The sequence below is a fragment of the Streptomyces sp. RG80 genome, from assembly GCF_040446465.1.
GTDB lineage: Bacteria > Actinomycetota > Actinomycetes > Streptomycetales > Streptomycetaceae > Streptomyces.
Genome location: NZ_JBEAAJ010000004.1, coordinates 685108 through 711345 on the forward strand (window position 1 = coordinate 685108; position 26238 = coordinate 711345).

Genomic DNA, 26238 nt, shown 5'->3' on the forward strand with positions numbered 1-26238 from the left:
GGCGTCACGCTGCCGACGCCGCCCCCGTGTTGCGGTCGTCGTCCTCGGGGAGCTTGCAGACGCGCTCCAGGAAGATGGCGGCCACTATGACCGCGATGCCCGCCAGCACCGAGAAGCCCGCGTAGATGGCCTGGTCGCGGCGGGCGGGGATGTCGAGGGACTCCAGGAGGAAGACGCCCGTGCCGCCGTACATGCCGGCGACGAGGGCGGCGACCAGGGCGCTGGCCTGGCCGAAGACGACCGCGCGGGCCGCCATCAGGGGGTCGACGCCCTTGGCGTCGGGGCGGCGCTCACGCTGGGCCTTGAGCCGGGAGCGGATCGAGAGCGCCGTGGCCACGAGGACCACGGCGATCAGGGCCAGGACGATGGGGGCGGCCAGGGGGACGCTGGGCAGGGTCCCGATCGAGTTCCACAGACGGGCGCCCGCCCAGGACAGGACGGCGGCGACGACGAATACGCCGGCCAGCAGCCTGATGCGCAGCTCTCTCACGGTGCCCCTTCAGCTCCCCCGGATACCCACGGACAGTGGTTGCTTTGACCTTAACGACTATTCGGGCAGCCGGAGTTCCAGGTCGGCGCGGGGTTCCACGCCGATTCGGGTGACGGCGGTCAGCAGGCCGGAGACCGAACCGCGGCCGGGAAGCTGTGCCTGGGGCTCGACGTCGTGCCAGGGCGCCAGGACGAAGGCGCGTTCGTGGGCGCGCGGGTGGGGGAGGGTGAGCGTCGGGTCGTCGGAGACGACGTCGGCGTACGCCACGATGTCGACGTCGAGCGTGCGCGCGCCCCAGCGCTCGTCCCGGACGCGGTGGAAGGCCTCCTCGACCGCGTGCGCCCGCTCCAGGAGCGAGGACGGCGGGAGGGTGGTCTTCACCAGGACGACCGCGTTGAAGTACGACGGCTGGCTGCCGGGCTCGACGCCCCAGGGCTCCGTCTCGTACACGGGGGAGACGGCCTTCACCCGGACGCCCGGGGTGTCCTCCAGGGCGTCGATGGCGCCCTGGAGGGTCTCCAGGCGGTTGCCGAGGTTGGAGCCGAGGGCGATCACGGCCCGTTTCGGGTTGTGGAGGGTGGTGTCGGCGGCGTCGACCTGCTGCACGACGGAGGCGGGCACCGGCTGTACGGTCGGGTCGCTCTGCCCCTCGGTGAACGAGGTAGTCATACTCGGCTCCGGGTGATGGTGATCGTCACGTCGTCGAAAGGGACCGTGATCGGTGCGTCCGGTTTGTGGACGCAGACCTCCACCTCCTGGACCCCTTCGTGCTTCAGACAGGCCTGCGCGATGCGCTCGGCGAGCGTTTCGATGAGGTTCACGGGCTCGCCCTCGACGACGGCCACGACCTCCTCCGCCACGATGCCGTAGTGCGCGGTCTTGGACAGGTCGTCGTCGGCGGCGGCCGGCCGGGTGTCCAGTCCCAGGACGAGGTCCACGATGAAGGTCTGGCCCTCCTCGCGTTCCTTGGGGAACACACCGTGGTGCCCGCGGGCCTTGAGGCCGCGCAGCGCGACACGATCCACGCGAATCACTCCTGCAATCGTCGGTAACGGCCGGTTCGTACCGGGTGCGGGCGGCACACCGGCCTCGAACGAATCTACCTGCGGGCACTGACAGGGCCGGGCCGCGGGGGCGGGGGCCATGGCCGGGGCCAGGAGGTTTCATCGTGTGTTTCCCCTGGGGAACCCGGTGGCTCACGGGTTGGTAGCCGCCCCTACCCCGAGGTCCGTGATTCCAACCACTTCTTGGTCCTTGTGGGGGCCGGCGGTGTGCCGGGGACGGGTGACCTGTGGGTGCGCCTACCCCGTCAGGACGGTGTGTCGTCCGGTTCGGCCTCGTCGTTTTCGGCCATGACGGGAGAGGCGTGGTGGGACCAGAGCTTCCAGCCGGCCGGGGTGCGGCGAAACACGTTGGTGGCGACGACCAGCTGGCCGACGAGCGGGCCGAGCTCCTCGCCGCCCTCGGGGGCGGGGCCGCCGCTGAGGATGTTCTCGGTGCAGGTCACGAGGGCGGTGTCGCCGGTGACGGAGACGTGCACGTCGGTGAGGAAGAACTGGATGTAGTCGGTGTTCGCCATGATCAGCGCGTACGACCTGAGGACCTCGCCGCGCCCGGTCAGCACCGGCCAGCCGGGGTGCACGCAGGAGATCACGCCGGTGTCCGCGGGGTCGTGGTACTCCTCGTCGACGCCCAGGTCGGCCGGGGTGAGCCAGAGCGAGGAGAGCTCTTCGAAGTCGCCGCGCTCCATCGCCTCGTAGTAGGTGGTGTTGGCGGCTTCCACCTGCTCGACGTCGGTGTGGGGGGCGCTCACCGGGCGCCTTCGGGGGAGCCGGCGGGGGGCGTGTGCGTGGGGGTGTGTGCCGGGGGCTCGGTGGTCGCGCCGGGCGCGTCGCTGGTCGTGTGCGCCCCGCTCGGCTGGTTCGGGCTCGGCGCGTGGTCCGGTCCGCGCGCTCCTTCCACGGCGCGCGCGACCCGTACCGCGTCGGCCGTCGCGCGTACCTCGTGCACGCGCACCGCCCAGGCGCCGGCCTGTGCGGCGAGGGCGGAGACGGCGGCTGTCGCGGCGTCGCGCTCGCGGGCGGGGGGCGGGGTGGCCTCCGGGCCGGCGAGGACGCGGCCGAGGAAGCGTTTGCGGGAGGCGGCGACGAGGAGCGGGTGGCCCAGGGCGAGCAGACGGTCGAGGTGGGCGAGGAGGACGAGGTCGTGCTCGGCGTCCTTGGAGAAGCCGAGACCGGGGTCGACGACGACGCGGTCGGGTGCGATGCCGCCGGCGAGGACGGCCTCCACGCGCGCGTGGAGTTCGTCGACGACCTCCGCGACGACGTCGGCGTAGACGCCCTTGACGTTGCCCCCCGCCAGGAAGCCGCGCCAGTGCATGACGACGAAGGGGGCGCCGGAGTCGGCGACGACCGGGATCATCGCGGGGTCGGCGAGGCCGCCGCTGACGTCGTTGACGAGGGCGGCGCCGGCGGCGAGGGCCTGCTCGGCGACCGTGGCGCGCATGGTGTCGACGGAGATGGTGACGCCCTCGGAGGCGAGGCCGCGGACGACCGGGATGACGCGCCTGAGCTCCTCGTCCTCGTCCACGCGGCTGGCGCCGGGGCGGGTGGACTCGCCGCCGACGTCGACGAGGTCGGCGCCCTCCTCGACCAGGGCGAGGCCGTGCTTGACGGCGGCCGTCGTGTCGAACCATCGGCCGCCGTCGGAGAAGGAGTCGGGGGTGACGTTGACGACTCCCATGACCGCGCAGCGGTCCCATTCGGGAAGGCCGGCGACGCGCCCGCGTCCGCTCTGCTTGCTCATACGTTCAGCCTAGGCCCAGGGAAGGGGCGGGCGACCGCTCGGTCCCGTGCGCGGGGCCGGGTCAGGGCGGGGCCTGGCGATCGGGCGCCGGCGTCGGCTCGGCCCCCGGAACGCCGCGGCCCGAGTGGAATCCCCTCGGGCTGGAGGAGGGGAGGAGGTTTCCACTCGGGCCTGTCCCATGGTCCGCGCCGGTGCGGGCTCGGCCCTCGGCGCGGGGCCGGTGTCATGCCGCGCGGACGTCTCTCTCCGGGAGGGCATGGGCACACGCGCGTGCGGCGGTCCGGCGGCGGCGCAGGAAACGGGGCAGAGGGAGGGCGAGGTTGACGAAGCCCTCGGCCTGCATGGCGGCGAAGCCGATCCGGGGCAGGTCGCCGGAGGCGCGGTAGACGACGAAGCGGGGCTCCCAGCGGGGCTGGAACTTGGCGTTGAACTTGTACAGGGACTCGATCTGGAACCAGCGGGAGAGGAAGACCAGCAGCCCGCGCCAGGCGCGCAGGACCGGGCCCGCGCCGATCTTCTCGCCGCGCGCCAGGGCGGCGCGGAACATGGCGAAGTTCAGCGACACGCGCGCGATGCCGAGCTTCGGTGCCGCCTGGAGGGAGGCCACGATGAGCAGTTCGTTCATGCCGGGGTCGGCCGAGCGGTCGCGGCGCATCAAATCCAGGGAGACACCGTCGGTGCCCCACGGGACGAAGTGCAGGATCGCCTTCAGGTCGCCGTACTCGCCCGGTACCTCGTCGGCCTTGTGGGCGGTCGCGATCAGGCAGTCGCCGTCGGCGAGGTCGCCGATGCGGCCGAGCGCCATGGAGAAGCCGCGTTCGGTGTCGGTGCCGCGCCAGTCCTCGGCGGCGCGGCGGATGCGCTCCAGTTCTGTCTCACCGAGGTCACGGACGCGTCGTACGCGCGTCTCGTAACCGGCGCGTTCGATGCGCTTGACCATCTGGCGCACGTTGCGCATCGCGCGCCCGGCGAGGGAGAAATCCGCGACGTCCACCACCGCCTCGTCGCCCAGTTCGAGGGCGTCCAGGCCGGTCTCGCGGGTCCACACCTCGCCGCCGGTCTCCGAGCAGCCCATGACGGCGGGCGTCCAGGAGTGGGCCTGGGCCTCGTCCATGAAGCGCTCGATGGCGCCCGGCCAGGCCTCGACGTCGCCGATGGGATCGCCGCTGGCGAGCATCACGCCGGAGACGACGCGGTAGGTCACCGCGGCCTTGCCGCTGGGGGAGAACACGACGGCTTTGTCGCGGCGGAGCGCGAAGTGGCCGAGGGAGTCGCGGCCGCCGTGCTTGTCCAGCAGGGCCCTGAGGCGAACCTCGTCGTCCGCTGTGAGGTGCGCGGCGGGGTGTTCGGGGCGGAAGGCCAGGTAGATCGTCGTGATGGCCGTGAGCAGGCCCAGGGCGCCGAGGGAGAAGGCGACCGTCCAGGAGGTGTTGCCCTGGTAGTCCACCGGGCCCTCGAAGCCGAAGAGGCCGTACAGGACGTGCGTGATGCGGTCGGCCAGGCTCGGGTCGCCGACCAGCGTCTTCGGGTGGACGCTGACGATGATCAGACCGAGGAAGAGGGAACCGGCGCCCATGAGGACGAAGTTGGCGAGGGCGCGCCAGCGGCTGCGCGGGTCCGGCAGGGCCGCGAACTGGTCGCGGTGGACCAGCAGCGGCGCGAGCAGGGCCAGCGAGATGAGCACGCCCAGCGGGGAGTGGCGGTAGGTCAACTGTGCGACCGCGCCGACCGGCAGCAGGACCACGGCGGCCCGCCAGGCCCGGCGCTTGCGGCGCCTGAGGCCGTGGGCGAGCAGGAGCAGCAGCACGCCCGCGCTCAGCGAGAGCGCCGCGGCGAACGGGCCGAGCGCCCCGGGCAGCACCTCGGCCAGGGTGTGCATACGGCTGTGCCGGAAGCGCGGAAAGACGCCCGCGGCGATGTCCAGCAGGCCCACGACCGCGCAGGCTCTGGCGACGAGGACGGGGACGGCCTCGGGGCGCGGGCCACGCAGCGCGTGCCGTGCCCACCGCGGTCGGTTCGGAACCCCGCCCGACATTTCCTCATCTGTCCTGACAGACATCGCATCCCGTTGTTCTGCGAGAGACCTTGGATCCGGGCCCGTATCGGGCGTCCGGCGACATTGCGCCCTCTAGGACGGTGTCTTCGGGGGAGAGGTTCACTCCTCTTCCCAAAGCCGGTTCAAAGGCCGGGAAAAGGGCCGGACAAGCCCTCGCGAAGATCCGCGGGAGGTCAGCCGGCACGGGGAGAAAGCGCAGGCGGAAACCAACCATGGGTCTCACGGGCAACAACGTGCTGGTGCTGGCGGTCGGGTCGGCGGTGCTGCTGTTCGGCGGCACGGTGTGGCTGTGGCCACGGTTGTCCCGGCGCACCTGGCGGGCCGTCGGCGGACGCGTGGGGCTGTTGCTCGCGACCCAGCTGACGCTGTTCGTGGCGGTCGGGCTCGCCGCCAACCAGGCCTTCGGGTTCTACGCCAGCTGGGCCGACCTGTTCGGGCAGGAGGACGAGCCGGGGGTGGTCGTCGACCACACGGCGAACGGCGGCTCGGGCGGCCCGCTCCAGGTGACGGACGTCCGGCGGGTCAGGGAGGCGGGCAGCGCGCGGCCGCAGAGCGGCGGGCAGATCCAGAAGGTCGCCATAGTCGGCCGTACGACGCACCTCGCCACGTCCGCCTTCGTCTACCTGCCGCCGGAGTACTTCCAGAAGCGGTACCGCGCGCGGACGTTTCCCGCGGCCGTCGTCCTCACCGGATATCCGGGCACCGCGCAGGCGCTGGTCGACAAACTCCACTACCCGGGTACGGCGCTGGACCTCGCCAAGGACGGCCGTATGCAGCCGATGATCCTGGTGATGCTGCGGCCCACCGTGGCACCGCCGCGGGACACGGAGTGCGTCGACGTTCCGGGCGGGCCCCAGGCGGAGTCGTTCTTCGCCAAGGATCTGCCCGACGCCGTACTCGCGCACTACAGGGTGGGGAAGAAGCCGGGCAGCTGGGGAATCATCGGCGATTCCACGGGCGGTTACTGCGCGCTGAAGCTCGCCATGCACCACCCCGAGGTGTACGCCGCGGGCGCGGGTCTGTCGCCGTACTACAACGCGCCGCTCGACCCCACCACCGGCGATCTCTTCCACGGTGACAAGGAGCTGCGCAATCGCGCGAACCTGTTCTGGTGTCTCAAGCACCGGCCCGCGCCCGACACCTCACTGCTCGTCAGCAGCAGCAAGATCGGCGAGGCGAACTACAAGGACACGCTGAGGTTCATAGACCGGGTCAAGGCGACGAATCTGACGCGCGTCTCGTCGATCATCCTCGAAAGCGGTGGGCACAACTTCAACACCTGGCGGCGGGAGATTCCGGCGACGCTTCAGTGGATCAGCGGGCGATTGAGCGACCGTTGAGAAGACCGTCGAGAAGCGGCTGCCGAGAACGGCGCGCGACGGAAAACGATCTTGCAAAGCGCGGCCCTCTTGTCGAATTGGGTGGCGGGTCTGATTCCTGATGTCGTGTGAAGGCTGCGGGATGGCTGTGTTTTTACGGGCCGGGGCACCACGATTCGCCTACGCGCGGTAAGTTTCTGGCCATGCCACGTGGACGTCATCGCCATTCCCCGCCCTTGCACAGGCTGCTGCCCCCGTCGGCGATCGCAGGCGTCTCCGTCGTCTGCGCCTTCGGCCCCTGGGCGTTCTCGCAGCCGGCCGTGCTGCGCGTCGTCGCCGCGGCGGCCGCCGCGACGGCGGTCGTCGGTGCGGCCGTCATGCGCCGCTGGGACACGCTCGCGGGCAAGCAGGTCGCCGACCTCATACGCGCGCGTGCGAGCGACGAGTGGCGGTTCGAGGAACGGGTCGCCGAGCTGGAGACCGACCTTGAGGAGTCGCGCGAACTGCGCGCCAAGCTGGAGCAGCGGCTGCGCGCGAAGCGCACCGAACTGGCGGGCCTGCGCAACGAGCACGCGGCCCTGCTGCGCCGGTACGCCACGGCGGAGACCGAGCGGGCGAGCGCCCTGGAGGGCCGCCGACTGCTCGAGATAGAGACCACGGCACCGGCGCGCGCGTTGCCGCCCGTGCCGGCCGACGTCGCGGAGGAGGCCGGGGCTGTGGCTGCCTCGGCCGAGGACGAAGCGGCGGAGAACGCGGAAAGCGCCGAGCGCGTGGAGTCTGTGGCGAGCGCGGAGACTTCGGGGGCGTCGGGGACCGAGGCGGTCGCCGAGAGCGCCGAGGCCGCCGACGACGAGCCGGAGACGCCCGCGATCTTCTCGCCGGAGGGCTCGAAGCTGTTCCTGCGGGCCAAGGCGGCGCTGTCGCGGTTCGACGGCGCGGAGGGCGGTGCGAAGGACGACGCGCCCGAGGCTGACGACGCGCCCGAGGCTTCGGTCGAGGACGACTCGGTCGAGAGTGATTCCTCCACTGGCGAGGCTCCCGAGGACGAGGCTCCCGGGGACGAGGGTCCTGAGGGCTCGTCGAAGGGCGGCTCGGTCAGGAACGGTTCGTCCAAGGGCGACGGTTCCCCCAAGGGCGACGGCTTCCCGGGCGGTGGCGGCGGTCTGAAGGGGGACGTTCCCGCGAAGGACGTTCCCGCGCAGGCCGGTCCCGTCGCCGCCGACGTGATCGCCTCCCGCGACTCCGGTGACCGGGTGGAGGCCACGCAGGAGGACGAGGCACAGGGGCAGCCCGTGGCGGTCGACGGGCATGAGCGCGCGGCCGCCGTCACCCCGCAGACCCAGCCGGTCCGGTCGGACCAGTCCGCCCAGTCCTCCGGGCACTTCGTCGCCCCGACCGCGGTGGCCGTGGTGCCGGCCGCGCCCGTGCGGCGCGTGGCTGTCGAGGGCGGCTTCGACTTCTTCGGCACGCAGAAGGCGTCCGCCGCGCTGGAGGCGGTGCAGAACGAGGACCTCGCCGACGTGGTCGGCCAGGAGGCGCTCGCTCTTCACAAGGCCGAGTCCGAGGCGGAGTTCAAGCCGGCGGACGAGCAGTCCCGGGGCATCGGCCAGGTCATCGACCTGACGGCGCACGACGAGACCGAGCAGATCGATGTGCAGGGACTGCGGAGCCCGGGGCTGCGGAGCGCGGTTTCCTGAACGAGGCGTTGACGTGAAACCGCGCGGACTCCTGAGGGGCCGCGCGGTTTTCCGTTGTCGGTGCGTCGGTGCGTCGGTGCGTCGGTGCGTCGGTGCGTCGGTGAGTTCCGGGGAGGGCGCCGGAGGGGGAGACGTCCGGTCAGGCCATCCACCGGTCCGGTCGGGCGTCGCGCCGTCCGGTCCGTGATCTCTCCGCCTGTGCCCGCAGCAGCTCCGCGGCCTCCTCGGCGTCCCGCAGACGGGCTGTGACGGTCTTGTTGGCCCCGGTGTCCACATGGACGTCGGCGAGCCGCCAGACGCGCTTCCAGGGCCCCTGGGAGAGCCGCACGCTCTGGACCTTGGCGTGCGGGACGAGCGCGAGGCTGCGGCGCAGCAGGCCTTCCCGGGTCGCGAACACCGCGTCGGTGACCGCGAGTCCGTACCCCCGCCACCACACGGGTACGCAGCGTCGGGCGCGGCGCGGGGGCCGGGACAGCGCCGACAGCGGCGGCACCGTCACCCCGGGCAGTACGCGCGCGATGATCGCCTCGGCGACCGCGCGCGGTGCGACCGGCACCAGCACGGAGTTGGACGACCCGGCCACGTCCAGCTCGACCCGCACCCAGCCGCGCCGCCGCCACAGCAGCGGCTCCACGATCCGCACGGTCTGCACCCGCCCCGGCGGCACCGTCTCGTGGGTACGGTCCAGGAGCCCGTGATCGATCCGCAGCCCGTCGGGCGACTCGCCCACGGTCCAGTCGTACTCGCCGACGAACCGCCCCACACTGCTCGCGCCGGCCGCGCCGAGCAGCGGTACGCCGGTCGCGAGGACCGTCCACAGGCTGTGGGTGGCGAACCACAGCAGCGGCGGTACGACGAGGGCGGCGGCCAGCGCCCCCCAGGTGGCGCCGGTCAGCACGAGGGCGATCGCGAGGTCGCGCGGGGGCGTGCGCAATAGCTCGCGCGCCGGAGCCTCGCCGACTTCGTGCGCCGTCTCGGGCGCGAACCCGGCGGCGCGCGCGAGGAGTTCCGCGCGCAGCGCACGCGCCTCGCGCTCCCCCAGGAAGGCCAGCTCGTCCTTCTTGTCGGTGCCTATGACGTCGAGTTTCAGCTTCGCGACGCCCGCCACGCGCGCGAGGAGCGGCTGGGTGACGTCGATCGCCTGGATGCGTTCCAGCCGAATGTGCGCGGTGCGCCGGAACAGCAGGCCGGTACGGATGCGCAGTTCGGAATCGGTGACCGCGAAGTGCGTGGCCCACCAGGTGAGGAAGCCGTAGAGGGCGGCGGCCGGGACCAGCACGGCGAGCGCGATCAGCAGGGTCGTGGTGGTCAGCCGGGTCAGCTGCCGCTGTGCCTGGTCGGGGTCGTGCACCGCCCACCCGATGAGCACGGCGACGGGCGCCCACGCCCGCCTGAGCGGTGTCACGGGATGCAGCCGCCGCTCGGTCACGGGCGGCTTGGGCCGTACGTCGTCGTGGACTCCCGGCGCCGTCACAGGCCCGCCGATCGGGCCTCGCCGAGCTCGGTCAGCCGGTCGCGCAGCCGTTCCGCCTCGGCCGGGTCCAGCCCCGGGATGGTGGCGTCGGTCGCCGCCGCGGCGGTGTGCAACTGCACGCTGGACAGCCCGAAGTGCCGTTCCACGGGCCCGGAGGTGACCTCGACCAGCTGCATCCGCCCGTACGGCACGACGGTCTCCTCGCGCCACAGCACGCCCCGGCTGATCAGCAGGTCGTCGGCGCGCTCGGCGTACCGCCAGGAGGCCCAGTTGCGGCCCAGCATCACCCAGCCCCACGCCATGACGGCGAGCGGCGGCAGCGCGAACGCGGCCCAGACGGGGCCGGCGAACAGGTACAGCAGCACCCCGACCGCCACGGCCAGCAGTCCCAGCCACACCACCAGCAACAGCCGTCGCATTCGCAGCAGCCCCGGAGGCAGGCCGATCCACACCGGCTCGCCCCCCGTCGTCTCCGTGTCCTGCTCGTTCCCCGTCTCCATACGGCCAGCGTACGTAGGAGAGACTGTGTCCATGACTCCCACGACGGAGACCACGGTCGGTATCGGCGGCGCCGCGGAGAGCACCGACATGGTGCTCAACATCGGGCCCCAGCACCCGTCGACGCACGGTGTGCTGCGCCTCAGGCTCGTCCTGGACGGCGAGCGGATCCAGCACGCGGAGCCGGTGATCGGCTATATGCACCGGGGCGCGGAGAAGCTCTTCGAAGCGCGTGACTACCGCCAGATCGTCATGCTCGCCAACCGCCACGACTGGCTGTCGGCCTTCTCCAACGAGCTGGGCGTGGTCCTCGCCGTGGAGCGCATGCTCGGCATGGAGGTCCCCACGCGCGCGGTGTGGACGCGCACGCTGCTCGCGGAGCTCAACCGGGTGCTCAACCACCTGATGTTCCTGGGCTCGTACCCCCTGGAACTCGGCGGCATCACCCCGGTCTTCTACGCGTTCCGGGAGCGTGAGGTGCTCCAGAACGTCATGGAGGAGGTCTCCGGCGGACGTATGCACTACATGTTCAACCGCGTCGGCGGCCTCAAGGAGGACCTGCCGGCCGGCTGGGCCTCACGCGCGCGTGCCGCTGTCGCCGCCGTGCGCTCGCGGATGGACGTCTACGACGACCTGGTGCTCGGCAACGAGATCTTCCGGGGGCGCACGCGGGGCGTGGGCGTTCTCGCGCCGGAGGCCGTGCACGCGTACGGCGTGAGCGGGCCCATCGCGCGCGCCTCCGGTGTCGACTTCGACCTGCGCCGCGACGAGCCCTACCTCGCCTACGGGGAGCTCCAGGGCACCCTGAAGGTCGCGACCCGCGTGGACGGCGACTGCCTCGCCCGCTTCGAGGTCCTCCTGGAGCAGACCCACAACGCCCTCGACCTCGCCGACGCCTGCCTCGACCGGCTCGCCGAGCTGGAGCCGGGCCCGATCAACCAGCGGCTCCCCAAGGTCCTGAAGGCGCCCGAGGGACACACCTACGCGTGGACCGAGAACCCGCTCGGCATCAACGGCTACTACCTCGTCAGCAAGGGCGAGAAGACCCCGTACCGGCTCAAGCTCCGCTCGGCCTCGTACAACAACATCCAGGCGCTGGTGGAACTGCTCCCGGGCACGCTGGTCGCGGACATGGTGGCGATCCTCGGGTCACTGTTCTTCGTGGTCGGGGACATCGACAAGTAGCTCCCCGAGGGGTGACTCCGGTGCGTCCGGGATGCCGACCGGCTGGAACAGCCAGCCGAAGTCGCCGAGGCCGCCGGGGGCGGTGAGTTCGGCCGCCTCGCCGGCGCTCGCCAGGGCGCGTACATAGGCCGCGGGGTGCGTGGACGCCAGTGCGAGCGGGGGGCGTGCGCCTGTGAGGCCCAGGGCGTGCAGGGCGGCGCGCTGTTTGAGCACGCGCCCCTCGCGCCGGGTGCGCGCGGTCTCGGTGTGCGCTCGGGGAGCGTTTTCGGCGTGCGAGGCATGCGCGGCGCACGCGTCCAGTGCGACGTGCGCCGTGATGTCGCACGAGCCGTCCGGCACGGGCGTCGTCTCGCGCCCCGCGCGAAAACCGGTGAGCGTCCCGAACAGAGGGCGCGTGTCCACGGTGTGCGCGTAGTCGACCGCGACCGCGAGCCCCCGCCCGACCGTCGCGAGCGCGCCGGCCCATGCCTCGTCCCGGGGCAGCCCCACCTCCGCCCGCAACCCCTCCTCGGCCGGCAGCGGCCACCACCGCGCGAGCCAGTTCGCCTCGGCGCCCGAGAACGGCTCCCCGAGCCGCTCGGTCCCGTCCTCCCGTACGAGCACCCGCCGGGCCACGCCTGTGGAGTCCGTCTCGGCGACCTCGACCGGCACGTTGTCCAGCCACTCGTTGGCGAAGAGGAGCCCGGTGATGCCGTGCGGGGGTTCGGCCGACCACTCGATCCGGTGGTCGAGGCCGGGCGGGCGGGCGGCGAGCTCGACGGCGTACGCGCGCGTGCGGGCGGCCAGGTCGGCGGGGAGCGCGGCGAGTACGCCGGTGACCAGTTCGCCCCGGCCGGCGGCCATGTCGACGAAGTCGAGCCTCTCGGGCCGGCCGAGGGCCTCGTCGACCCGGCTCAGCAGTCGGGCCACGGCCTCGGCGAACAACGGTGACGCGTGCACCGAGGTGCGGAAGTGACCGGCCGGTCCCTCGGGCCTGCGGTAGAAGCCCTCAGGGCCGTACAGGGCGGTCTCCGTGGCCGCCCGCCAGCCACGCCACACGCCCGCCGTCTCGTCCGTCACGGCGCCAGACTAGGCGTACAGAGGAACGGAGCCTCCACCTTGGGGAGTACGCGGGCCGGGCATGGATCGGTCCTCCGGTTGACCCCTGCACGCTTCACGCTTCCCTACGCTGGGTTACGTGCAGCGCCTCTATGACTTCCTCCGCAGGCACCCGACATGGGTCGACGGCTTCTGGGCCGTCTTCCTGTTCGGGATCTCGGTGGTGACCGAAGTCGCCGAGAAGGCGGACCGGGGCACCGACGCGCCGATGGCGGTCCTCCCGGTGATCGTCCTGCTGTGCCTGGTGATCGCGCTGCGCCGGCGCATGCCGGAGAAGATGCTGGTCCTGGCCATCGGGGTCGGGGTGGCGCAGCTCGTGCTGGACGTGGCGACGCTGCCCGCCGACTTCGCGCTGCTGGTCGTCGTCTACACGGTGGCCGCGACCGGCGCCCGCTGGTCCTCCCGCCTCGCGCTCGTGGTGAGCCTGGGCGCGGCGTGCGTGGCGCAGTTGCGGTGGTGGAACGAGAACGCGAGCGCCCTGAACAACGTCGGGGTCGTCGTCTTCCAGACGGTGCCGTTCGCGCTGGCCTGGGTGCTCGGCGACTCGATGCGCACCCGCCGCGCGTACTTCGCGCAGCTCGAGGAGCGCGCGAGCCGGCTCGAGAAGGAGCGCGAGGCGCAGGCGAAGGTCGCGGTGGCCGCCGAACGCGCCCGTATCGCGCGCGAGCTCCACGACGTGGTCGCGCACAACGTCTCGGTGATGGTGGTGCAGGCCGACGGCGCCGCCTACGTCCTCGACACCGCGCCCGACCAGGCGAAGAAGGCCCTGGAGACGATCTCCTCAACCGGCCGCCAGGCCCTCGCCGAGATGCGCCGCCTGCTGGGCGTGCTGCGCACCGGCGAGCACCAGGAGGTCGGCGAGTACGTCCCGCAGCCCGACGTCGATCAGATCGACGACCTCGTCGAGCAGTGCCGCACCTCCGGCCTGCCCGTCGACTTCAAGGTCGAGGGCACCCCGCGCCCGCTGCCCAGCGGTGTCGAGCTCACGGCGTACCGCATCGTGCAGGAGGCGCTCACCAACACCCGCAAGCACGGTGGGCCGAACGCGGGCGCCAGCGTGCGCCTGGTGTACTTCGACGACGGGCTCGGCCTGCTCGTCGAGGACGACGGCAAGGGCGCCCCGCACGAGCTGTACGAGGAGGGCGGCACCGACGGACAGGGCCACGGCCTGATCGGCATGCGCGAGCGGGTCGGCATGGTCGGCGGCACCCTGGACGCGGGGCCCCGTCCCGGCGGAGGGTTCCGTATCAGTGCGCTGCTCCCGCTCAAACCCGCGCATTGACGCCGACGCACGCCCCTCGTTGACACCTGTAACACCCCCCCCCGCCGAAGCAAGCCGAAGCAACCAGAAGAGACGGAAGAGGCCCCGATGACGATCCGCGTGATGCTCGTCGACGACCAGGTGCTGCTGCGCACCGGATTCCGGATGGTGCTCGCCGCCCAGCCGGACATGGAGGTCGTCGCCGAGGCGGGCGACGGCGTCGAGGCCCTCCAGGTGCTGCGCGCGACCGCCGTGGACGTGGTCCTGATGGATGTGCGCATGCCGAAGCTGGACGGGGTGGAGACGACCCGCCGCATCTGCCAGGAGGCCAACCCGCCGAAGGTGCTGATCCTGACCACCTTCGACCTCGACGAGTACGCCTTCTCCGGGCTCAAGGCGGGCGCGTCCGGCTTCATGCTCAAGGACGTGCCGCCCGGCGAACTCCTCACCGCCATCCGCTCGGTGCACAGCGGCGACGCGGTGGTGGCCCCCTCGACCACGCGCCGCCTCCTCGACCGGTTCGCGCCGATGCTGCCGAGCGCCGGCAAGGAACCCCAGCACAAGGAGCTGGAGCGGCTGACCGACCGCGAGCGCGAGGTCATGATGCTGGTCGCCCAGGGCCTGTCCAACGGCGAGATCGCCGCCCGGCTCGTCCTGTCCGAGGCGACCGTGAAGACGCACGTGGGCCGCATCCTGACCAAGCTCGGCCTCCGGGACCGGGTGCAGGTGGTGGTCCTGGCGTACGAGACGGGTCTGGTGCGGGCGGGCGGGCACGGCTGAGGACGGGGCGTACCTCCCCGCGCGCCGCGAGCGTGACGTCCGCGTAACCGGCGCCCACTAGGGTCTGCGCATGCTCCTCTGGATCAACGGCCCCTTCGGCGGCGGCAAGACACAGACGGCATACGAGATCCAGCGGCGCCTGCCCGGCAGCGTCGTCTGCGACCCCGAGCACGCCGGCTTCGGCCTGCGCCGCATGCTGCCGCCCGAACTGCGTGGTGACTTCCAGGACTTGAGATCCTGGCGGGAGGGCGTCGTCGAGGTCCTCGACCTCGCCCTCACCAAGCACGACGGCGTGGTCGTCGTCCCCATGACGGTCACCGACTCCGGCTACTTCGCCGAGACCGTGGGCCGGCTGCGCGAACTCGGCCACGACGTACGCCACTTCACGCTCCTGGCCCAGCGCGAGACCGTCCTCAAGAGACTGCGGGAGCGGGGTTTTGGGCACCTCCTTCAGTACGTCGGCGGGAAGAACGCCGGTCTGGGACGCGAGACCTGGGCCGTGCGGCAGCTCGACCACTGTCTGGAGCGGCTGAGCGAGCCGGAGTTCGCCGAGCATCTGTGGACGGACCACTCGACGGTGCCGAAGACGGCCGACCGCATCGCCGTCCTGGCCGGCCTGACGCTCAGGCCGAACCGGGAGGGCGCCCTGCGCACGCGGCTGCGGCAGGTACGGATCGGGGTACGGCACATCCGGTTCGACTGAGCCGGGTGCTCAGCGTTCGACTGAGCCGCGTGCTCAGCGCAGGATGCCTTCCAGGAAGTCGCTGCCCAGCCGGGCCACCACCGCGATGTCCAGCTGATGCTGCACATACCGGCCGCGGCGACGCGTGGTGACCAGGCCCGCCTTCTTCAGCACGCTCAGGTGCCGGGATATCTCGGGGGCCGTCATGCCGTGCGCCTGCGCCAGCTCGCTCGTGGTCCAGGCGCTGCGGGCCAGGTGGCGGCAGATCCGCATCCGCACCGGATGGGACAGGGCCGTCATCCGCAGGGCGAGCTGCTCCACGGAGGGCGGAGCCGCGAGCTCGGGGGAGCCGACCGGATAGTGCAGCACCGGCTGCCAGCCGGGCCGGTACAGCACGGCCAGGTGCGGCCGGCCGAGGCTGGTGGGCACCAGCAGGAGCGCGCCGTCCCCGGTGCTCGTACGGCCCACGCTCAGCTTGTCGACGGTGATCTCCGCGGCGGCCTCGTCGAGCGTGACCGCAGGGGACGCGGCGGCCAGCATCTCGCCCAGGCCCTTGCGGCGCAGCAGCTCGGTCTTGTGCCGGGCGTCGGCGGCGAGCTGATGGCGCAGCCGGGACCAGGCCTCCGCGAAGAACGCCTCGTCGCAGTCCTCCAGGAACTGGCGCAGCCAGGCCCGGATCTTGGGCGGATCGGTGAGCAGCAGCTCGGTGAACCGCTCCTGGCGCGGTCCCCGCGCGGCGGCCAGTTCCAGGGCGCGCCGCCCCTGATCGGCGTCGACGAGCCAACCGCCCCCGACGCCGTAACAGGTCGCACAGCTGAACTCCAGTGCCGCGTTGACGAACTGCTCGTCCGTCAGCTTGTCCAGCAGGTCGAGTTCCTCGGTGAGTGTGGCTCCCGGCAGGGTGGTGCCGCCCGGGATGCCCGCGTACGGCAGGAACAGGTCCGCGAACGTCGTCGTCCACAGGAAGTCCGCGTCGCACATCCGGTCGGCCAGATGCGGGTCGAGGCCGGCCGTCACGCCCGTCACCCAGCCCTGAAGTCCCGGATGGTGTCCCGGCTCGGCCAGTGCGTGCAGCGCCATGCCGAGCTCGGCCAGGGGGGACGGCACGACGGCGACCCTCTCCGGCCGCAGCCCCGCGATGTCGATGCGCACGCTCATGACCTCATGGTGCACCCCGCCACTGACAACGCCGTCCTCGATTGACGGCGGCCGTCAATCGACGCGACTTCGCCCGCGAACCGGCGCAACCTGGGAGAACCGGGCAGCCGCGGAGCCCGACCCATCGACCGGCGATCCGTCGACCAGCGTCCCGTCGATCAACGTCCGAGAAGGCGACACGCCATGAGCCTCACCCAGCAGTACCTCCTGGACACCTACCGCGCCCAGCACCTCGGCGAGCCCGTCCCACCCGCGCCCGGCACCCACGACTGGCAGGTCGTACGCGAACTGCGCGACCGGCGACGGTTCCGCGCGGTCCTGGCGGGACGGCCGGTACACGGGCGGATACGGCGGCTGCTGGGCCGCCGGCCGCGCCCCTCCCACTGAGCCCTCGCGGCAGCCGCACCCACCGAGCCCTACGGCAGCCGGCTCACGAAATCCGCCACCGCCGCCTTCACGTCGTCGGCCGTCCACTCCAGGCCGGTCGCGCCGACGGTGACCTCGGTGAGGCCCAGGCCCGGCCCGCCGCGCTCCCAGTAGCCGGTGAACAGATACGTCCCCGTCTCCTCCGCCTGCCGCACCGCCGCCTCCATCAGCACCTCGGCGTCGTACGGCAGCCAGACCTGGAACTGGTGGGTGTGCGGCACCTCGGGGTGCACGCGCGCCCACGGCAGGCCGGCCGAGGCGAAGCCCTCGCGCAGCGCGGCGGCCACCACGCGCGCGTGCCGGACGTACTCCGGCAGCCTGGGCAGCTCCCGCTCCAGGCCGGCGAGCGCCGACAGCGCCATGGGGAACTGCTGGAAAGCCATGCCTCCGTAGCGGTGGCGCCAGGTCTTCGCCTCGTCCACCAGGGTCTTCGGGCCGGCCAGCGCCGCGCCGGCGAGGCCGTCGAGGGACTTGTAGAACGACACGTAGACGCTGTCCGCCAGGCCCGCGATCTCCGCCAGGGAGCGGTCGAAGTGGACGGTCGTCTCCCACAGGCGCGCGCCGTCGAAGTGCACCACCGCGTCGCGCTCGCGCGCCGCCTCCACGGTCTCGGTGAGCTCCTCCCAGGTCGGCAGGACGAATCCGGCGTCCCTGAGGGGCAGCTCGAGCATCAGCGTGCCGTAGGGCTCGTCGAAGTCGCGCACCTCGTCGGCGGTGAGCGGCCGCTGCTCGGCGGTCAGGCGAACCGGGCGCAATCCGCTGACCTGGGTGAGGGCCTGCCGCTCGTGGACCTCCGGGTGGGCCAGGGCGTGCAGGGCGACAGTCGGGTTGCCGGTACGGGCCGCCCAGCAGCGCAGGGCGACCTGCTGGGCCATCGTGCCGGTGGGGAAGAACGCGGCGGCCTCCTTGCCCAGCAGGGTCGCGACGTGCTCCTCCAGGGCCGCCACGACACCGTTGCCATAGATGTCCGCGGACTCCTCCACGTCGTACACGTCGGGCGCGGCCTGTGCCAGCGACGCGAGCCGTTCCCGGATCGTGCCGCTGAGCCCGCCGCGCCACAGGACGCGCCGAGCCGTCCGCGCGGCGTTCCGGCGCCGCTCCCGCAGCCGTTCTTCCGCCGACTGCTCTTCAACCTGCTCCGCAGCATCACTCATGCCCTGGATCATCCCGCGAGCCCCTCCCCGGAGGCACCCGCATTCCCGTTCACGTACGGCCCGTCGTAACCCACAGCCTGTGGACAACCGAACGCCCCTCGAACCAATCGCGTTAACATGACGAGAAATCGTCCGGTACCCGGAGCGGACTGGAACGGGAAGGCCGCCGTCGCGTGAGTACAAGCCAACTGCCAGACCCCAAGGACCGCCCCGCGCGGCTCACCGTCGGTGTCGTCGGCGCCGGACGGGTGGGCCCCGCGCTGGCCGCTTCCCTCCAGCTCGCCGGGCACCGCCCGGTCGCCGTCTCCGGGGTCTCCGACGCCTCCCGCAGGCGGGCCGCGCAGATGCTCCCCGACGTGCCGCTCGTACCGCCCGCCGAGGTGCTCCGGCACGCCGACCTGGTGCTGCTGACCGTCCCGGACGACACCCTGCCCGGCCTCGTGGAAGGCCTCGTCGAGACGGGGGCCGTACGCCCGGGACAGCTGCTGGTGCACACCTCCGGGCGGTACGGCGCGAAGGTCCTCGACCCCGCCCTGCGCGCGGGCGCGCTGCCGCTGGCCCTGCACCCCGCGATGACCTTCACCGGCACCCCGGTGGACGTCCAGCGGCTCGCCGGCTGCTCGTTCGGGGTCACCGCGCCCGACGAGCTGCGGATGGCCGCCGAGGCCCTCGTCATCGAGATGGGCGGCGAGCCCGAGTGGATCGCCGAGGAGCGGCGCCCGCTCTACCACGCGGCCCTCGCGCTCGGCGCGAACCACCTCGTCACCCTGGTCGCCCAGTCCATGGAGCTGCTGCGCGAGGCGGGCGTCGAGGCCCCCGACCGGATGCTCGGCCCGCTGCTCGGCGCCGCCCTCGACAACGCCCTGCGCTCCGGCGACGCGGCCCTCACCGGTCCCGTCGCGCGCGGCGACGCGGGCACCGTCGCCGCGCACGTCACCGAGTTGCGCAAGCACGCGCCGCAGACCGTCGCCGGGTACCTGGCGATGGCCCGCGCCACCGCCGACCGGGCCCTCGCCCACGGGCTGCTCAAGCCCGAGCTGGCCGAGGACCTGCTGGGGGTACTCGCCAACGGGACCACCGGGACCCACGGCACCGAGGGAGACGCCGGATGACCACCACCCTGCTGCGCACCGCCGACGAGCTCCACGCGCGCGCACGCCACGGCCGCCGTGCCGTCGTGATGACCATGGGCGCCCTGCACGAGGGCCACGCCACCCTGATCCGCACCGCGCGCGAGATCGCAGGACCCGAGGGCGAGGTCGTCGTCACCGTCTTCGTGAACCCCCTCCAGTTCGGCGCGGGCGAGGATCTCGACCGCTACCCGCGCACCCTCGACGCCGACATCAAGATCGCCGAGGCGGCGGGCGCGGACGCCGTGTTCGCGCCGTCCGTCGACGAGGTCTACCCGGGCGGCGAACCCCAGGTCCGGATCAGCGCGGGCCCCATGGGGGAGCGCCTGGAGGGCTCCTCGCGCCCCGGGCACTTCGACGGCATGCTCACCGTCGTCGCCAAGCTGCTGCACCTCACCCGCCCCGACGTCGCCCTGTACGGGCAGAAGGACGCCCAGCAGCTCGCCCTGATCCGGCGCATGGCGCGGGACCTGAACTTCGGCGTCGAGATCATCGGCGTACCGACCGTCCGCGAGGACGACGGACTGGCCCTGTCCAGCCGCAACCGCTACCTGTCGCCCAAGGAGCGGCGCACCGCGCTCGCCCTGTCCCAGGCGCTGTTCGCGGGCCGCGACCGGCACGCGGCGCAGGAGGCCCTCCGCGCGCGGGCGCGTGAGGTGCCCGCCACGCACGCGCGTGCCGAGGCGCTCAGCGCCATAGGGGAGTCCCGCGCGGCCGCCGACGCGCACGCCGTCGCCAAGGCCCTCCCGGGCGCCCCCTCCGCCGTCCGCGCGGCCGCCCGTCTGGTCCTCGACGACGCCGCCCGCATGGACCCGCCGATCGCCCTGGACTACCTCGCGCTCGTCGACCCGTCCGACTTCTCGGAGATCGACGACGACTTCACCGGCGAGGCCGTCCTGGCCGTCGCCGCCCGGGTCGGTACGACCCGGTTGATCGACAACCTCCCTCTCACCTTCGGAACCCTCGGAGCCGCCTCGTGACCAGCACAGGCATACGACTGCACGCGCCCGCGCCCGGGTGGTCCATCGCCGCGGACGTCGTGGTCGTCGGCTCCGGCGTCGCCGGCCTCACCGCGGCCCTGCGCTGCGAGGCCGCGGGCCTCAGGACCGTGGTCGTCACCAAGGCCCGCCTCGACGACGGCTCCACCCGCTGGGCCCAGGGCGGCATCGCCGCGGCCCTCGGCGAGGGCGACACCCCCGAACAGCACCTGGACGACACCCTGGTCGCGGGCGCGGGGCTCTGCGACGAGGAGGCGGTACGGATCCTGGTCACCGAGGGCCCCGACGCCGTACGCCGGCTCATCGAGACCGGCGCGCACTTCGACGAGTCCGAGGAAGGCCGCCTGGAACTCACCCGCGAGGGCGGCCACCACCGCCGCCGTATCGCGCACGCCGGCGGTGACGCGACCGGCGCGGAGATCTCCCGGGCGCTCGTCGAGGCGGTACGCGCGCGTGGCCTGCGCACGATCGAGAACGCGCTCGTCCTGGACCTGCTCACCGACGCCGGCGGCCGGACGGCGGGCGTCTCGCTGCACGTCATGGGCGAGGGCCAGCACGACGGCGTGGGCGCCGTGCACGCCCCCGCGGTCGTCCTCGCGACCGGCGGCATGGGCCAGGTCTTCTCCGCGACCACCAACCCGTCCGTCTCCACGGGCGACGGCGTGGCACTCGCCCTGCGCGCGGGCGCCGAGGTCTCCGACCTGGAGTTCGTGCAGTTCCACCCCACCGTGCTCTTCCTCGGCCCGGACGCCGAGGGCCAGCAGCCCCTGGTCTCCGAGGCGGTACGCGGCGAGGGCGCCCACCTGGTCGACGCCGGCGGCGTGCGCTTCATGGTCGGACAGCACGAGCTGGCCGAGCTCGCGCCCCGGGACATCGTCGCCAAGGGCATCATGCGCCGTATGCAGGAGCAGGACGCCGAGAACATGTTCCTCGACGGCCGGCACTTCGGCGCCGACATGTGGGAGCACCGCTTCCCGACGATCCTCGCCGCCTGCCGCGCCCACGGCATCGACCCGGTCACCGAGCCCATCCCGATCGCCCCGGCCGCCCACTACGCCTCCGGCGGCGTACGCACCGACTCCCGGGGCCGTACGACCGTCCCGGGCCTGTACGCGTGCGGCGAGGTCGCCTGCACCGGCGTGCACGGCGCCAACCGGCTCGCCTCCAACTCCCTCCTGGAGGGCCTGGTCTACGCCGAGCGCATCGCGGCGGACATCACGGCCGCCCACGCGGCGAACGGCCTCCACGCGCGCGTGCCCGAACCGTTCGAGCACCCCCAGACGCCCGCGCACCCCCTGCTCGCCCCCGAGGCCCGGTTCGCCATCCAGCGGATCATGACCGACGGCGCGGGAGTGCTGCGCTCCGCCGAGTCCCTGGCCAAGGCCGCCGACCAGCTCCAGCGGCTGCACAGCGACGCCCGCGACGCCCTCGTCGAGAACGGCAAGACGGCCGAGCCCGGCGTCGACACCTGGGAGGCCACCAACCTGATGTGCGTGGCCCGCGTCCTGGTCGCCGCCGCCCGGCAGCGCGAGGAGACGCGCGGCTGCCACTGGCGCGAGGACCGGCCCGACCGGGACGACCCGACGTGGCGCCGCCACATCGTCGTACGGCTGAATCCGGACCGGACACTCGCCGTACACACCACCGATACCGCAGACTTCCCCCCGACCCGGCAGCCCCTTCAGGAGCAGTGACAGACGTGAGCACCCCCGACCTTCCCCTCGCTGAGACCGGCGGCTGCGGCGACGGCTGTGCCTGTGGCGCAGACGGCGGCGAGGAGTACCTGGAGTGCGGGCTCGACCCCGCGCTCGCCCAGCTCCTGGCCGACGCGGGGCTCGACCCCATCGAGGTCGAGGACATCGCCAACGTGGCCATCCAGGAGGACCTCGACCACGGCGTGGACGTGACGACGGTCGCGACCATCCCCGAGGACGCCGTCGCCACCGCCGACTTCGTCGCGCGCGAGGCGGGCGTCGTGGCCGGCCTCAGGGTCGCCGAGGCGGTCGTCTCGGTGGTCTGCGAGGACGAGTTCGAGGTCGAGCGGCACGTCGAGGACGGCGACCGGGTGGAGGCAGGGCAGAAGCTCCTGTCGGTCACCACGCGCACCCGTGACCTGCTCACCGCCGAGCGCAGCGCCCTCAACCTGCTGTGCCGGCTGTCCGGCATCGCCACCGCCACGCGCGCGTGGGCGGACGTACTGGAGGGCACCAAGGCACGCGTGCGTGACACGCGGAAGACCACGCCCGGCCTCAGGTCGCTGGAGAAGTTCGCGGTGCGCTGCGGCGGCGGCGTCAACCACCGCATGTCGCTGTCCGACGCGGCGCTGGTGAAGGACAACCACGTGGTCGCGGCCGGTGGCGTCGCCCAGGCCTTCAAGGCCGTACGGGAGACCTTCCCGGACGTGCCGATCGAGGTCGAGGTCGACACCCTGGAGCAGCTGCGCGAGGTCGTGGACGCGGGCGCGGACCTGATCCTGCTGGACAACTTCACGCCCGGCGAGTGCGAGGAGGCCGTGGCGCTCGTGCAGGGGCGAGCCGCGCTGGAGGCCTCGGGACGGCTGACGCTGGAGAACGCGCGCGCGTACGCCGAGACCGGCGTGGACTACCTCGCCGTCGGGGCGCTCACCCACTCCTCGCCGATCCTGGACATCGGTCTCGACCTGCGTGAGGCGGAGTAGTCGCCATGCTCCTCACCATCGACGTGGGCAACACGCACACCGTCCTCGGCCTGTTCGACGGCGAGGAGATCGTCGAGCACTGGCGCATCTCCACGGACGCCCGCCGCACGGCCGACGAGCTGGCGGTCCTGCTGCAGGGCCTCATGGGCATGCACCCGCTGCTCGGTGACGAGCTGGGCGACGGCATCGACGGCATCGCGATCTGCGCGACGGTCCCCTCGGTGCTGCACGAACTGCGCGAGGTGACGCGGCGGTACTACGGCGACGTGCCCGCGGTGCTGGTCGAGCCGGGCGTGAAGACGGGCGTGCCGATCCTGACCGACAACCCCAAGGAGGTCGGCGCGGACCGCATCATCAACGCGGTCGCGGCGGTCGAGCTGTACGGCGGCCCGGCGATCGTCGTCGACTTCGGCACGGCGACGACCTTCGACGCGGTGTCCGCGCGCGGGGAGTACGTCGGCGGGGTCATCGCGCCCGGTATCGAGATCTCCGTGGAGGCGCTCGGCGTGCGGGGCGCGCAGCTGCGGAAGATCGAGGTGGCCCGGCCGCGCAGTGTGATCGGCAAGAACACGGTCGAGGCGATGCAGTCGGGCATCATCTACGGCTTCGCCGGACAGGTCGACGGGGTCGTCAACCGGATGGCCCGCGAACTCGCGGAGGACCCCGAGGACGTCACCGTCATCGCCACCGGCGGCCTGGCCCCGATGGTCCTGGGCGAGGCCTCGGTGATCGACGAGCACGAGCCGTGGCTGACGCTGGTGGGCCTGCGACTGGTGTACGAGCGGAACGTGTCGCGGATGTGAGGTGCGGCGCGCGCGGCGAGGCGTAAGCCGGAAAGCGGCAGCGGAGAGGCCGTGCGGCGGGACGGCGCCGCAAACTCTCCGCGGCAAGGCGGTGGTGACGCGGCGCGGTACGGCGGCAGCGGAAATGCGGTTAGCCGGAAATGCCGCGAGACGGCAAGGCGGAAACGCGGCAAGGCGGAAGCCGAGAGCAGCAGTGTGGCGAGGCGGAAGCCGAGAGCCGCAGTGGTGATGCAGCGATGCGGTGGCGAAGGCGCGGAACGCGGGCGCGTCCGCCCGGGTGGCTCCGCTCGCGCCACACCCGCCCCCTATGACGAGTTTGTCTGATTAGCGCGTACTGTCGCCGCATGCCCACGCCATACGGATCCCGCGGCGGCATGGCGTTCGGTGTGGAGGAGCTGCGTGTGCTCCGCCGCGCTCTCGCCCTTGCCCTTCACCCCCGAACCGCCTCGGCCGAGGACGTTCAGGACTGTCTCCGCCTAGCCGACTCCCTCGACGAGGCGATGCGCGAGGGCGCCCGGCTGCGTGCCTTCCTGGTGGCCGACCTCGCCCGGTACCGCGCCGCCCTGCCCGGCACCGCCGCCGGCTACCTCACCCTCCTGGAGGAGGCGCTGAGCGCCGGGTACCGCCCGGAGGTCGACGACCTCGCCGCCCTCAGAGCCCTGCGCGGCAGTCCCGTCGCGGCCGCGCTGCTGGACCGCTGCCTCGTCCTCGCCGAGCAGGGCGTACGGGCCCGGCTGGCGCGCGGAGCGGCCCGGAGGTCCATCCCGGCCGCCCCGGCCGTGCCGGCGTCCCGGACCCGCCTCCTGGCCCTTCCCGGAGGCCTTTCCGAGGTCACCGGGCGTGCCGGTGCGGGAGTCGCCGGGGAGGACGCCGGTGAGAAGCCCCAGGCTCCGCAGAAGAGGCCCGCGCAGAAACCGGCCACCCCGAAGCCGGCCCCCGCGTCGCCGCAGCCCACGCGCCCCATCCCCACCCCCGGCGAGGTCTTCCCCCGCCGCAAGCCGGCCCCGCCGCCCCCGAACCCGCCGCAGCAGCTCGCCGCGGGCTGACCCGAACCCCGGCCCCGCCCCCTGTCCCCGCCCACCCCGTGGCTACCCTGGACGCATGGACTACGTCTCCGCGCTCGTGCCCCCGGTCGTCATGGCCGTGTTCTTCATCGGCGTGATCAGGGTGATCGTGAAGACCCAGGGCGGGGCCAACAAGACCAAGGAGGACGCGGTCGTCGACGCCGCCCTCGCGCGCGTGGAGGGCGCCAAGCAGGCCTCCGCGCGCGGCGACGCCTGAACCTCCCGGCCCCCGCACCCTCACCGGCGTACGACTCCCGTTTTCCGAGTCGTACGCCCTTTTTGTTCCTGTTTGACGGTGAAGCGCACGTCCGGCACGCGAATACCGGGTTCTCCCACTATTGTGCTGAGCTGTGCCTCGCCCATTGGGAGAACTCGAAGACGCGGTCATGACGCGGGTGTGGAAGTGGAACCGCCCGGTGACCGTTCGAGAAGTCCTGGAAGACCTTCAGCAGGAACGGTCCATCGCCTACACCACGGTGATGACCGTTTTGGACAATCTCCATCAGAAGGGCTGGGTGCGACGGGAGGCCGAAGGACGGGCCTATCGATATGAGGCCGTCTCCACCCGGGCCGCCTACGCCGCCGCCCTGATGAACGACGCCTGGTCGCAGAGTGACAACCCCGCGGCCGCTCTCGTCGCGTTCTTCGGCATGATGAGCGAGGAACAGCGACTCTCCCTGCGGGACGCCGTACGCATCGTCCAAGGACCGGAAACCGTCGAAGCCGCCGCGGATACCACTCGCGAAACCGGCGGCGAGAACCCCGGCTCGGCGCCGGAGGGCGACGGGCGATAGCGTCCGCACATGTCAGCAGAGAGCTCGTCCGCTCAGCGTCCCGAAGTCAGCGCAAAAGCCATCACGGTCCGGCGGGCCCGCACCAGCGATGTCCCGGCCGTGCGCAGTCTCCTCGACGAGTACGTCCGCGCTCGCATCCTGCTCGACAAAGCCACCGTGACGCTTTACGAGGACATCCAGGAGTTCTGGGTCGCCGAACGCGACGACAACGGCGAGGTCGTCGGCTGCGGCGCACTGCATGTGATGTGGGAAGACCTCGCCGAAGTGCGCACTCTCGCCGTGAAGCAGGGTCTGAAGGGCGCCGGTGTCGGTCATCGGGTGCTGGAGAAGTTGCTGCACACCGCGCGTTGGCTCGGTGTTCGGAAGGTTTTCTGTCTGACCTTCGAAGTGGACTTCTTCAGCAAGCACGGCTTCGTCGAGATCGGCGAGACTCCTGTTGACACCGATGTCTACGCGGAGCTACTGCGTTCCTATGACGAGGGTGTCGCGGAGTTCCTCGGTCTCGAACGAGTGAAACCGAACACCTTGGGCAACAGCCGGATGCTTCTGCATCTGTGATCGTCATGCCCTATTCCACAGGACGGCCCTGCCCAGGTTCCCTATGTCCGAAACGCGCATGTTTCCGGACCGGAGACGGTCGGTCTGTCTCTCCCAGGGGTTTGTGTTTTTCCATCAAAAGCGGTTTGCTT

27 protein-coding genes are annotated in these 26238 nt (G+C 72.2%); 16 read left to right on the forward strand and 11 right to left on the reverse strand.

The features are described 5' to 3' along the window. Positions 1 to 4: 4 nt before the first annotated feature. The 6 genes from ABKA17_RS17265 to ABKA17_RS17290 form a co-directional block, all read right to left on the reverse strand. Positions 5 to 490, reverse strand: a complete 486-nt coding sequence (locus tag ABKA17_RS17265) for a DUF3180 domain-containing protein (protein ID WP_353692928.1) — start codon at positions 488 to 490, stop codon at positions 5 to 7. A 57-nt stretch (positions 491 to 547) separates the two neighbouring features. Continuing rightward, the gene (folK, locus tag ABKA17_RS17270) at positions 548 to 1159 is read right to left on the reverse strand and encodes a 2-amino-4-hydroxy-6-hydroxymethyldihydropteridine diphosphokinase (protein WP_353692929.1); all 612 of its coding nucleotides are present in this window, start codon (positions 1157 to 1159) and stop codon (positions 548 to 550) included. Beyond that, the gene (folB, locus tag ABKA17_RS17275) at positions 1156 to 1515 is read right to left on the reverse strand and encodes a dihydroneopterin aldolase (RefSeq protein WP_353692930.1); all 360 of its coding nucleotides are present in this window, start codon (positions 1513 to 1515) and stop codon (positions 1156 to 1158) included. Before folB ends, folK begins: the two co-directional genes overlap by 4 nt. A gap of 284 nt (positions 1516 to 1799) precedes the next feature. Next, complete coding sequence (locus tag ABKA17_RS17280) at positions 1800 to 2303, reverse strand: nuclear transport factor 2 family protein (RefSeq protein WP_353692931.1); 504 nt, start codon at positions 2301 to 2303, stop codon at positions 1800 to 1802. Continuing rightward, entirely contained in the window at positions 2300 to 3295 is a 996-nt protein-coding gene (gene folP / locus ABKA17_RS17285) for a dihydropteroate synthase (RefSeq protein WP_353692932.1), read from the reverse strand. The genes ABKA17_RS17280 and folP overlap by 4 nt, the downstream gene beginning before the upstream one ends. Before the next feature lie 223 nt (positions 3296 to 3518). After that, complete coding sequence (locus ABKA17_RS17290; RefSeq protein ID WP_353692933.1) at positions 3519 to 5330, reverse strand: phosphatidylglycerol lysyltransferase domain-containing protein; 1812 nt, start codon at positions 5328 to 5330, stop codon at positions 3519 to 3521. Between the two features lie 233 nt (positions 5331 to 5563). Between ABKA17_RS17290 and ABKA17_RS17295 the strand changes: the two genes are divergently transcribed. Further along, positions 5564 to 6691, forward strand: a complete 1128-nt coding sequence (locus tag ABKA17_RS17295) for an alpha/beta hydrolase (protein ID WP_353692934.1) — start codon at positions 5564 to 5566, stop codon at positions 6689 to 6691. A 182-nt stretch (positions 6692 to 6873) separates the two neighbouring features. After that, positions 6874 to 8367: a hypothetical protein gene (locus tag ABKA17_RS17300; RefSeq protein WP_353692935.1), complete on the forward strand. Its 1494-nt coding sequence runs from the start codon at positions 6874 to 6876 to the stop codon at positions 8365 to 8367. Positions 8368 to 8506: 139 nt separating this feature from the next. Here the strand turns inward: ABKA17_RS17300 and ABKA17_RS17305 are convergent, their stop codons facing one another. Then, positions 8507 to 9841 (reverse strand): PH domain-containing protein, encoded by a 1335-nt coding sequence (locus ABKA17_RS17305; RefSeq protein WP_353692936.1) that lies wholly within the window; start codon positions 9839 to 9841, stop codon positions 8507 to 8509. Continuing rightward, positions 9838 to 10341 (reverse strand): PH domain-containing protein, encoded by a 504-nt coding sequence (locus ABKA17_RS17310; RefSeq protein ID WP_353692937.1) that lies wholly within the window; start codon positions 10339 to 10341, stop codon positions 9838 to 9840. The genes ABKA17_RS17305 and ABKA17_RS17310 overlap by 4 nt, the downstream gene beginning before the upstream one ends. A gap of 31 nt (positions 10342 to 10372) precedes the next feature. On the opposite strand from ABKA17_RS17310, the gene ABKA17_RS17315 reads away from it, so the two are divergent. Continuing rightward, positions 10373 to 11524 (forward strand): NADH-quinone oxidoreductase subunit D, encoded by a 1152-nt coding sequence (locus tag ABKA17_RS17315; protein WP_353692938.1) that lies wholly within the window; start codon positions 10373 to 10375, stop codon positions 11522 to 11524. Here the strand turns inward: ABKA17_RS17315 and ABKA17_RS17320 are convergent. Then, positions 11489 to 12583, reverse strand: a complete 1095-nt coding sequence (locus ABKA17_RS17320; protein WP_353692939.1) for an SAM-dependent methyltransferase — start codon at positions 12581 to 12583, stop codon at positions 11489 to 11491. The genes ABKA17_RS17315 and ABKA17_RS17320 overlap by 36 nt on opposite strands. Positions 12584 to 12701: 118 nt before the next feature. Here ABKA17_RS17320 and ABKA17_RS17325 point away from each other — a divergent pair, with 118 nt between their 5' ends. The 3 genes from ABKA17_RS17325 (at position 12702) to ABKA17_RS17335 (ending at position 15366) form a co-directional block, all read left to right on the forward strand. Next, positions 12702 to 13904 (forward strand): sensor histidine kinase, encoded by a 1203-nt coding sequence (locus ABKA17_RS17325; RefSeq protein WP_353692940.1) that lies wholly within the window; start codon positions 12702 to 12704, stop codon positions 13902 to 13904. An 87-nt stretch (positions 13905 to 13991) separates the two neighbouring features. Further along, the gene (locus ABKA17_RS17330) at positions 13992 to 14663 is read left to right on the forward strand and encodes a response regulator transcription factor (protein WP_353692941.1); all 672 of its coding nucleotides are present in this window, start codon (positions 13992 to 13994) and stop codon (positions 14661 to 14663) included. A 70-nt stretch (positions 14664 to 14733) separates the two neighbouring features. After that, a complete protein-coding gene (locus ABKA17_RS17335) occupies positions 14734 to 15366 on the forward strand; it encodes an AAA family ATPase (RefSeq protein ID WP_353692942.1) in 633 nt (210 codons plus the stop codon). 33 nt (positions 15367 to 15399) lie between these two features. Here ABKA17_RS17335 and ABKA17_RS17340 read toward each other — a convergent pair whose 3' ends face one another. After that, complete coding sequence (locus ABKA17_RS17340) at positions 15400 to 16503, reverse strand: DUF5937 family protein (protein ID WP_353692943.1); 1104 nt, start codon at positions 16501 to 16503, stop codon at positions 15400 to 15402. Positions 16504 to 16686: 183 nt separating this feature from the next. On the opposite strand from ABKA17_RS17340, the gene ABKA17_RS17345 reads away from it, so the two are divergent. After that, entirely contained in the window at positions 16687 to 16890 is a 204-nt protein-coding gene (locus tag ABKA17_RS17345) for a hypothetical protein (protein ID WP_353692944.1), read from the forward strand. 29 nt (positions 16891 to 16919) lie between these two features. Here ABKA17_RS17345 and ABKA17_RS17350 read toward each other — a convergent pair whose 3' ends face one another. Then, the gene (locus tag ABKA17_RS17350) at positions 16920 to 18083 is read right to left on the reverse strand and encodes a threonine aldolase family protein (RefSeq protein ID WP_353692945.1); all 1164 of its coding nucleotides are present in this window, start codon (positions 18081 to 18083) and stop codon (positions 16920 to 16922) included. A gap of 173 nt (positions 18084 to 18256) precedes the next feature. Between ABKA17_RS17350 and ABKA17_RS17355 the strand changes: the two genes are divergently transcribed. From ABKA17_RS17355 to ABKA17_RS17395, 9 genes are all read left to right on the forward strand, one after another. Continuing rightward, on the forward strand, positions 18257 to 19195 hold the full coding sequence (locus ABKA17_RS17355; RefSeq protein WP_353692946.1) for a Rossmann-like and DUF2520 domain-containing protein: 939 nt from the start codon (positions 18257 to 18259) through the stop codon (positions 19193 to 19195). After that, positions 19192 to 20193 (forward strand): pantoate--beta-alanine ligase, encoded by a 1002-nt coding sequence (gene panC, locus ABKA17_RS17360; protein WP_353692947.1) that lies wholly within the window; start codon positions 19192 to 19194, stop codon positions 20191 to 20193. Before ABKA17_RS17355 ends, panC begins: the two co-directional genes overlap by 4 nt. Next, positions 20190 to 21905 carry an L-aspartate oxidase gene (locus tag ABKA17_RS17365; protein ID WP_353692948.1) on the forward strand — a complete coding sequence of 572 codons (1716 nt, stop codon included), beginning with the start codon at positions 20190 to 20192 and terminating at the stop codon, positions 21903 to 21905. Before panC ends, ABKA17_RS17365 begins: the two co-directional genes overlap by 4 nt. A 5-nt stretch (positions 21906 to 21910) precedes the next feature. Continuing rightward, positions 21911 to 22888, forward strand: coding sequence for a carboxylating nicotinate-nucleotide diphosphorylase (nadC, locus tag ABKA17_RS17370; protein WP_353692949.1), 978 nt, complete (start codon positions 21911 to 21913; stop codon positions 22886 to 22888). Between the two features lie 5 nt (positions 22889 to 22893). Then, a complete protein-coding gene (locus ABKA17_RS17375; protein WP_353692950.1) occupies positions 22894 to 23691 on the forward strand; it encodes a type III pantothenate kinase in 798 nt (265 codons plus the stop codon). Positions 23692 to 24065: 374 nt separating this feature from the next. After that, the gene (locus tag ABKA17_RS17380) at positions 24066 to 24737 is read left to right on the forward strand and encodes a serine/threonine-protein kinase (protein ID WP_353693022.1); all 672 of its coding nucleotides are present in this window, start codon (positions 24066 to 24068) and stop codon (positions 24735 to 24737) included. Between the two features lie 55 nt (positions 24738 to 24792). After that, the gene (locus ABKA17_RS17385) at positions 24793 to 24972 is read left to right on the forward strand and encodes a hypothetical protein (protein ID WP_353692951.1); all 180 of its coding nucleotides are present in this window, start codon (positions 24793 to 24795) and stop codon (positions 24970 to 24972) included. Between the two features lie 145 nt (positions 24973 to 25117). Then, entirely contained in the window at positions 25118 to 25549 is a 432-nt protein-coding gene (locus tag ABKA17_RS17390) for a BlaI/MecI/CopY family transcriptional regulator (protein ID WP_502994258.1), read from the forward strand. A gap of 9 nt (positions 25550 to 25558) precedes the next feature. Beyond that, positions 25559 to 26107, forward strand: a complete 549-nt coding sequence (locus tag ABKA17_RS17395; RefSeq protein WP_353692953.1) for an amino-acid N-acetyltransferase — start codon at positions 25559 to 25561, stop codon at positions 26105 to 26107. Positions 26108 to 26238 lie beyond the last annotated feature (131 nt).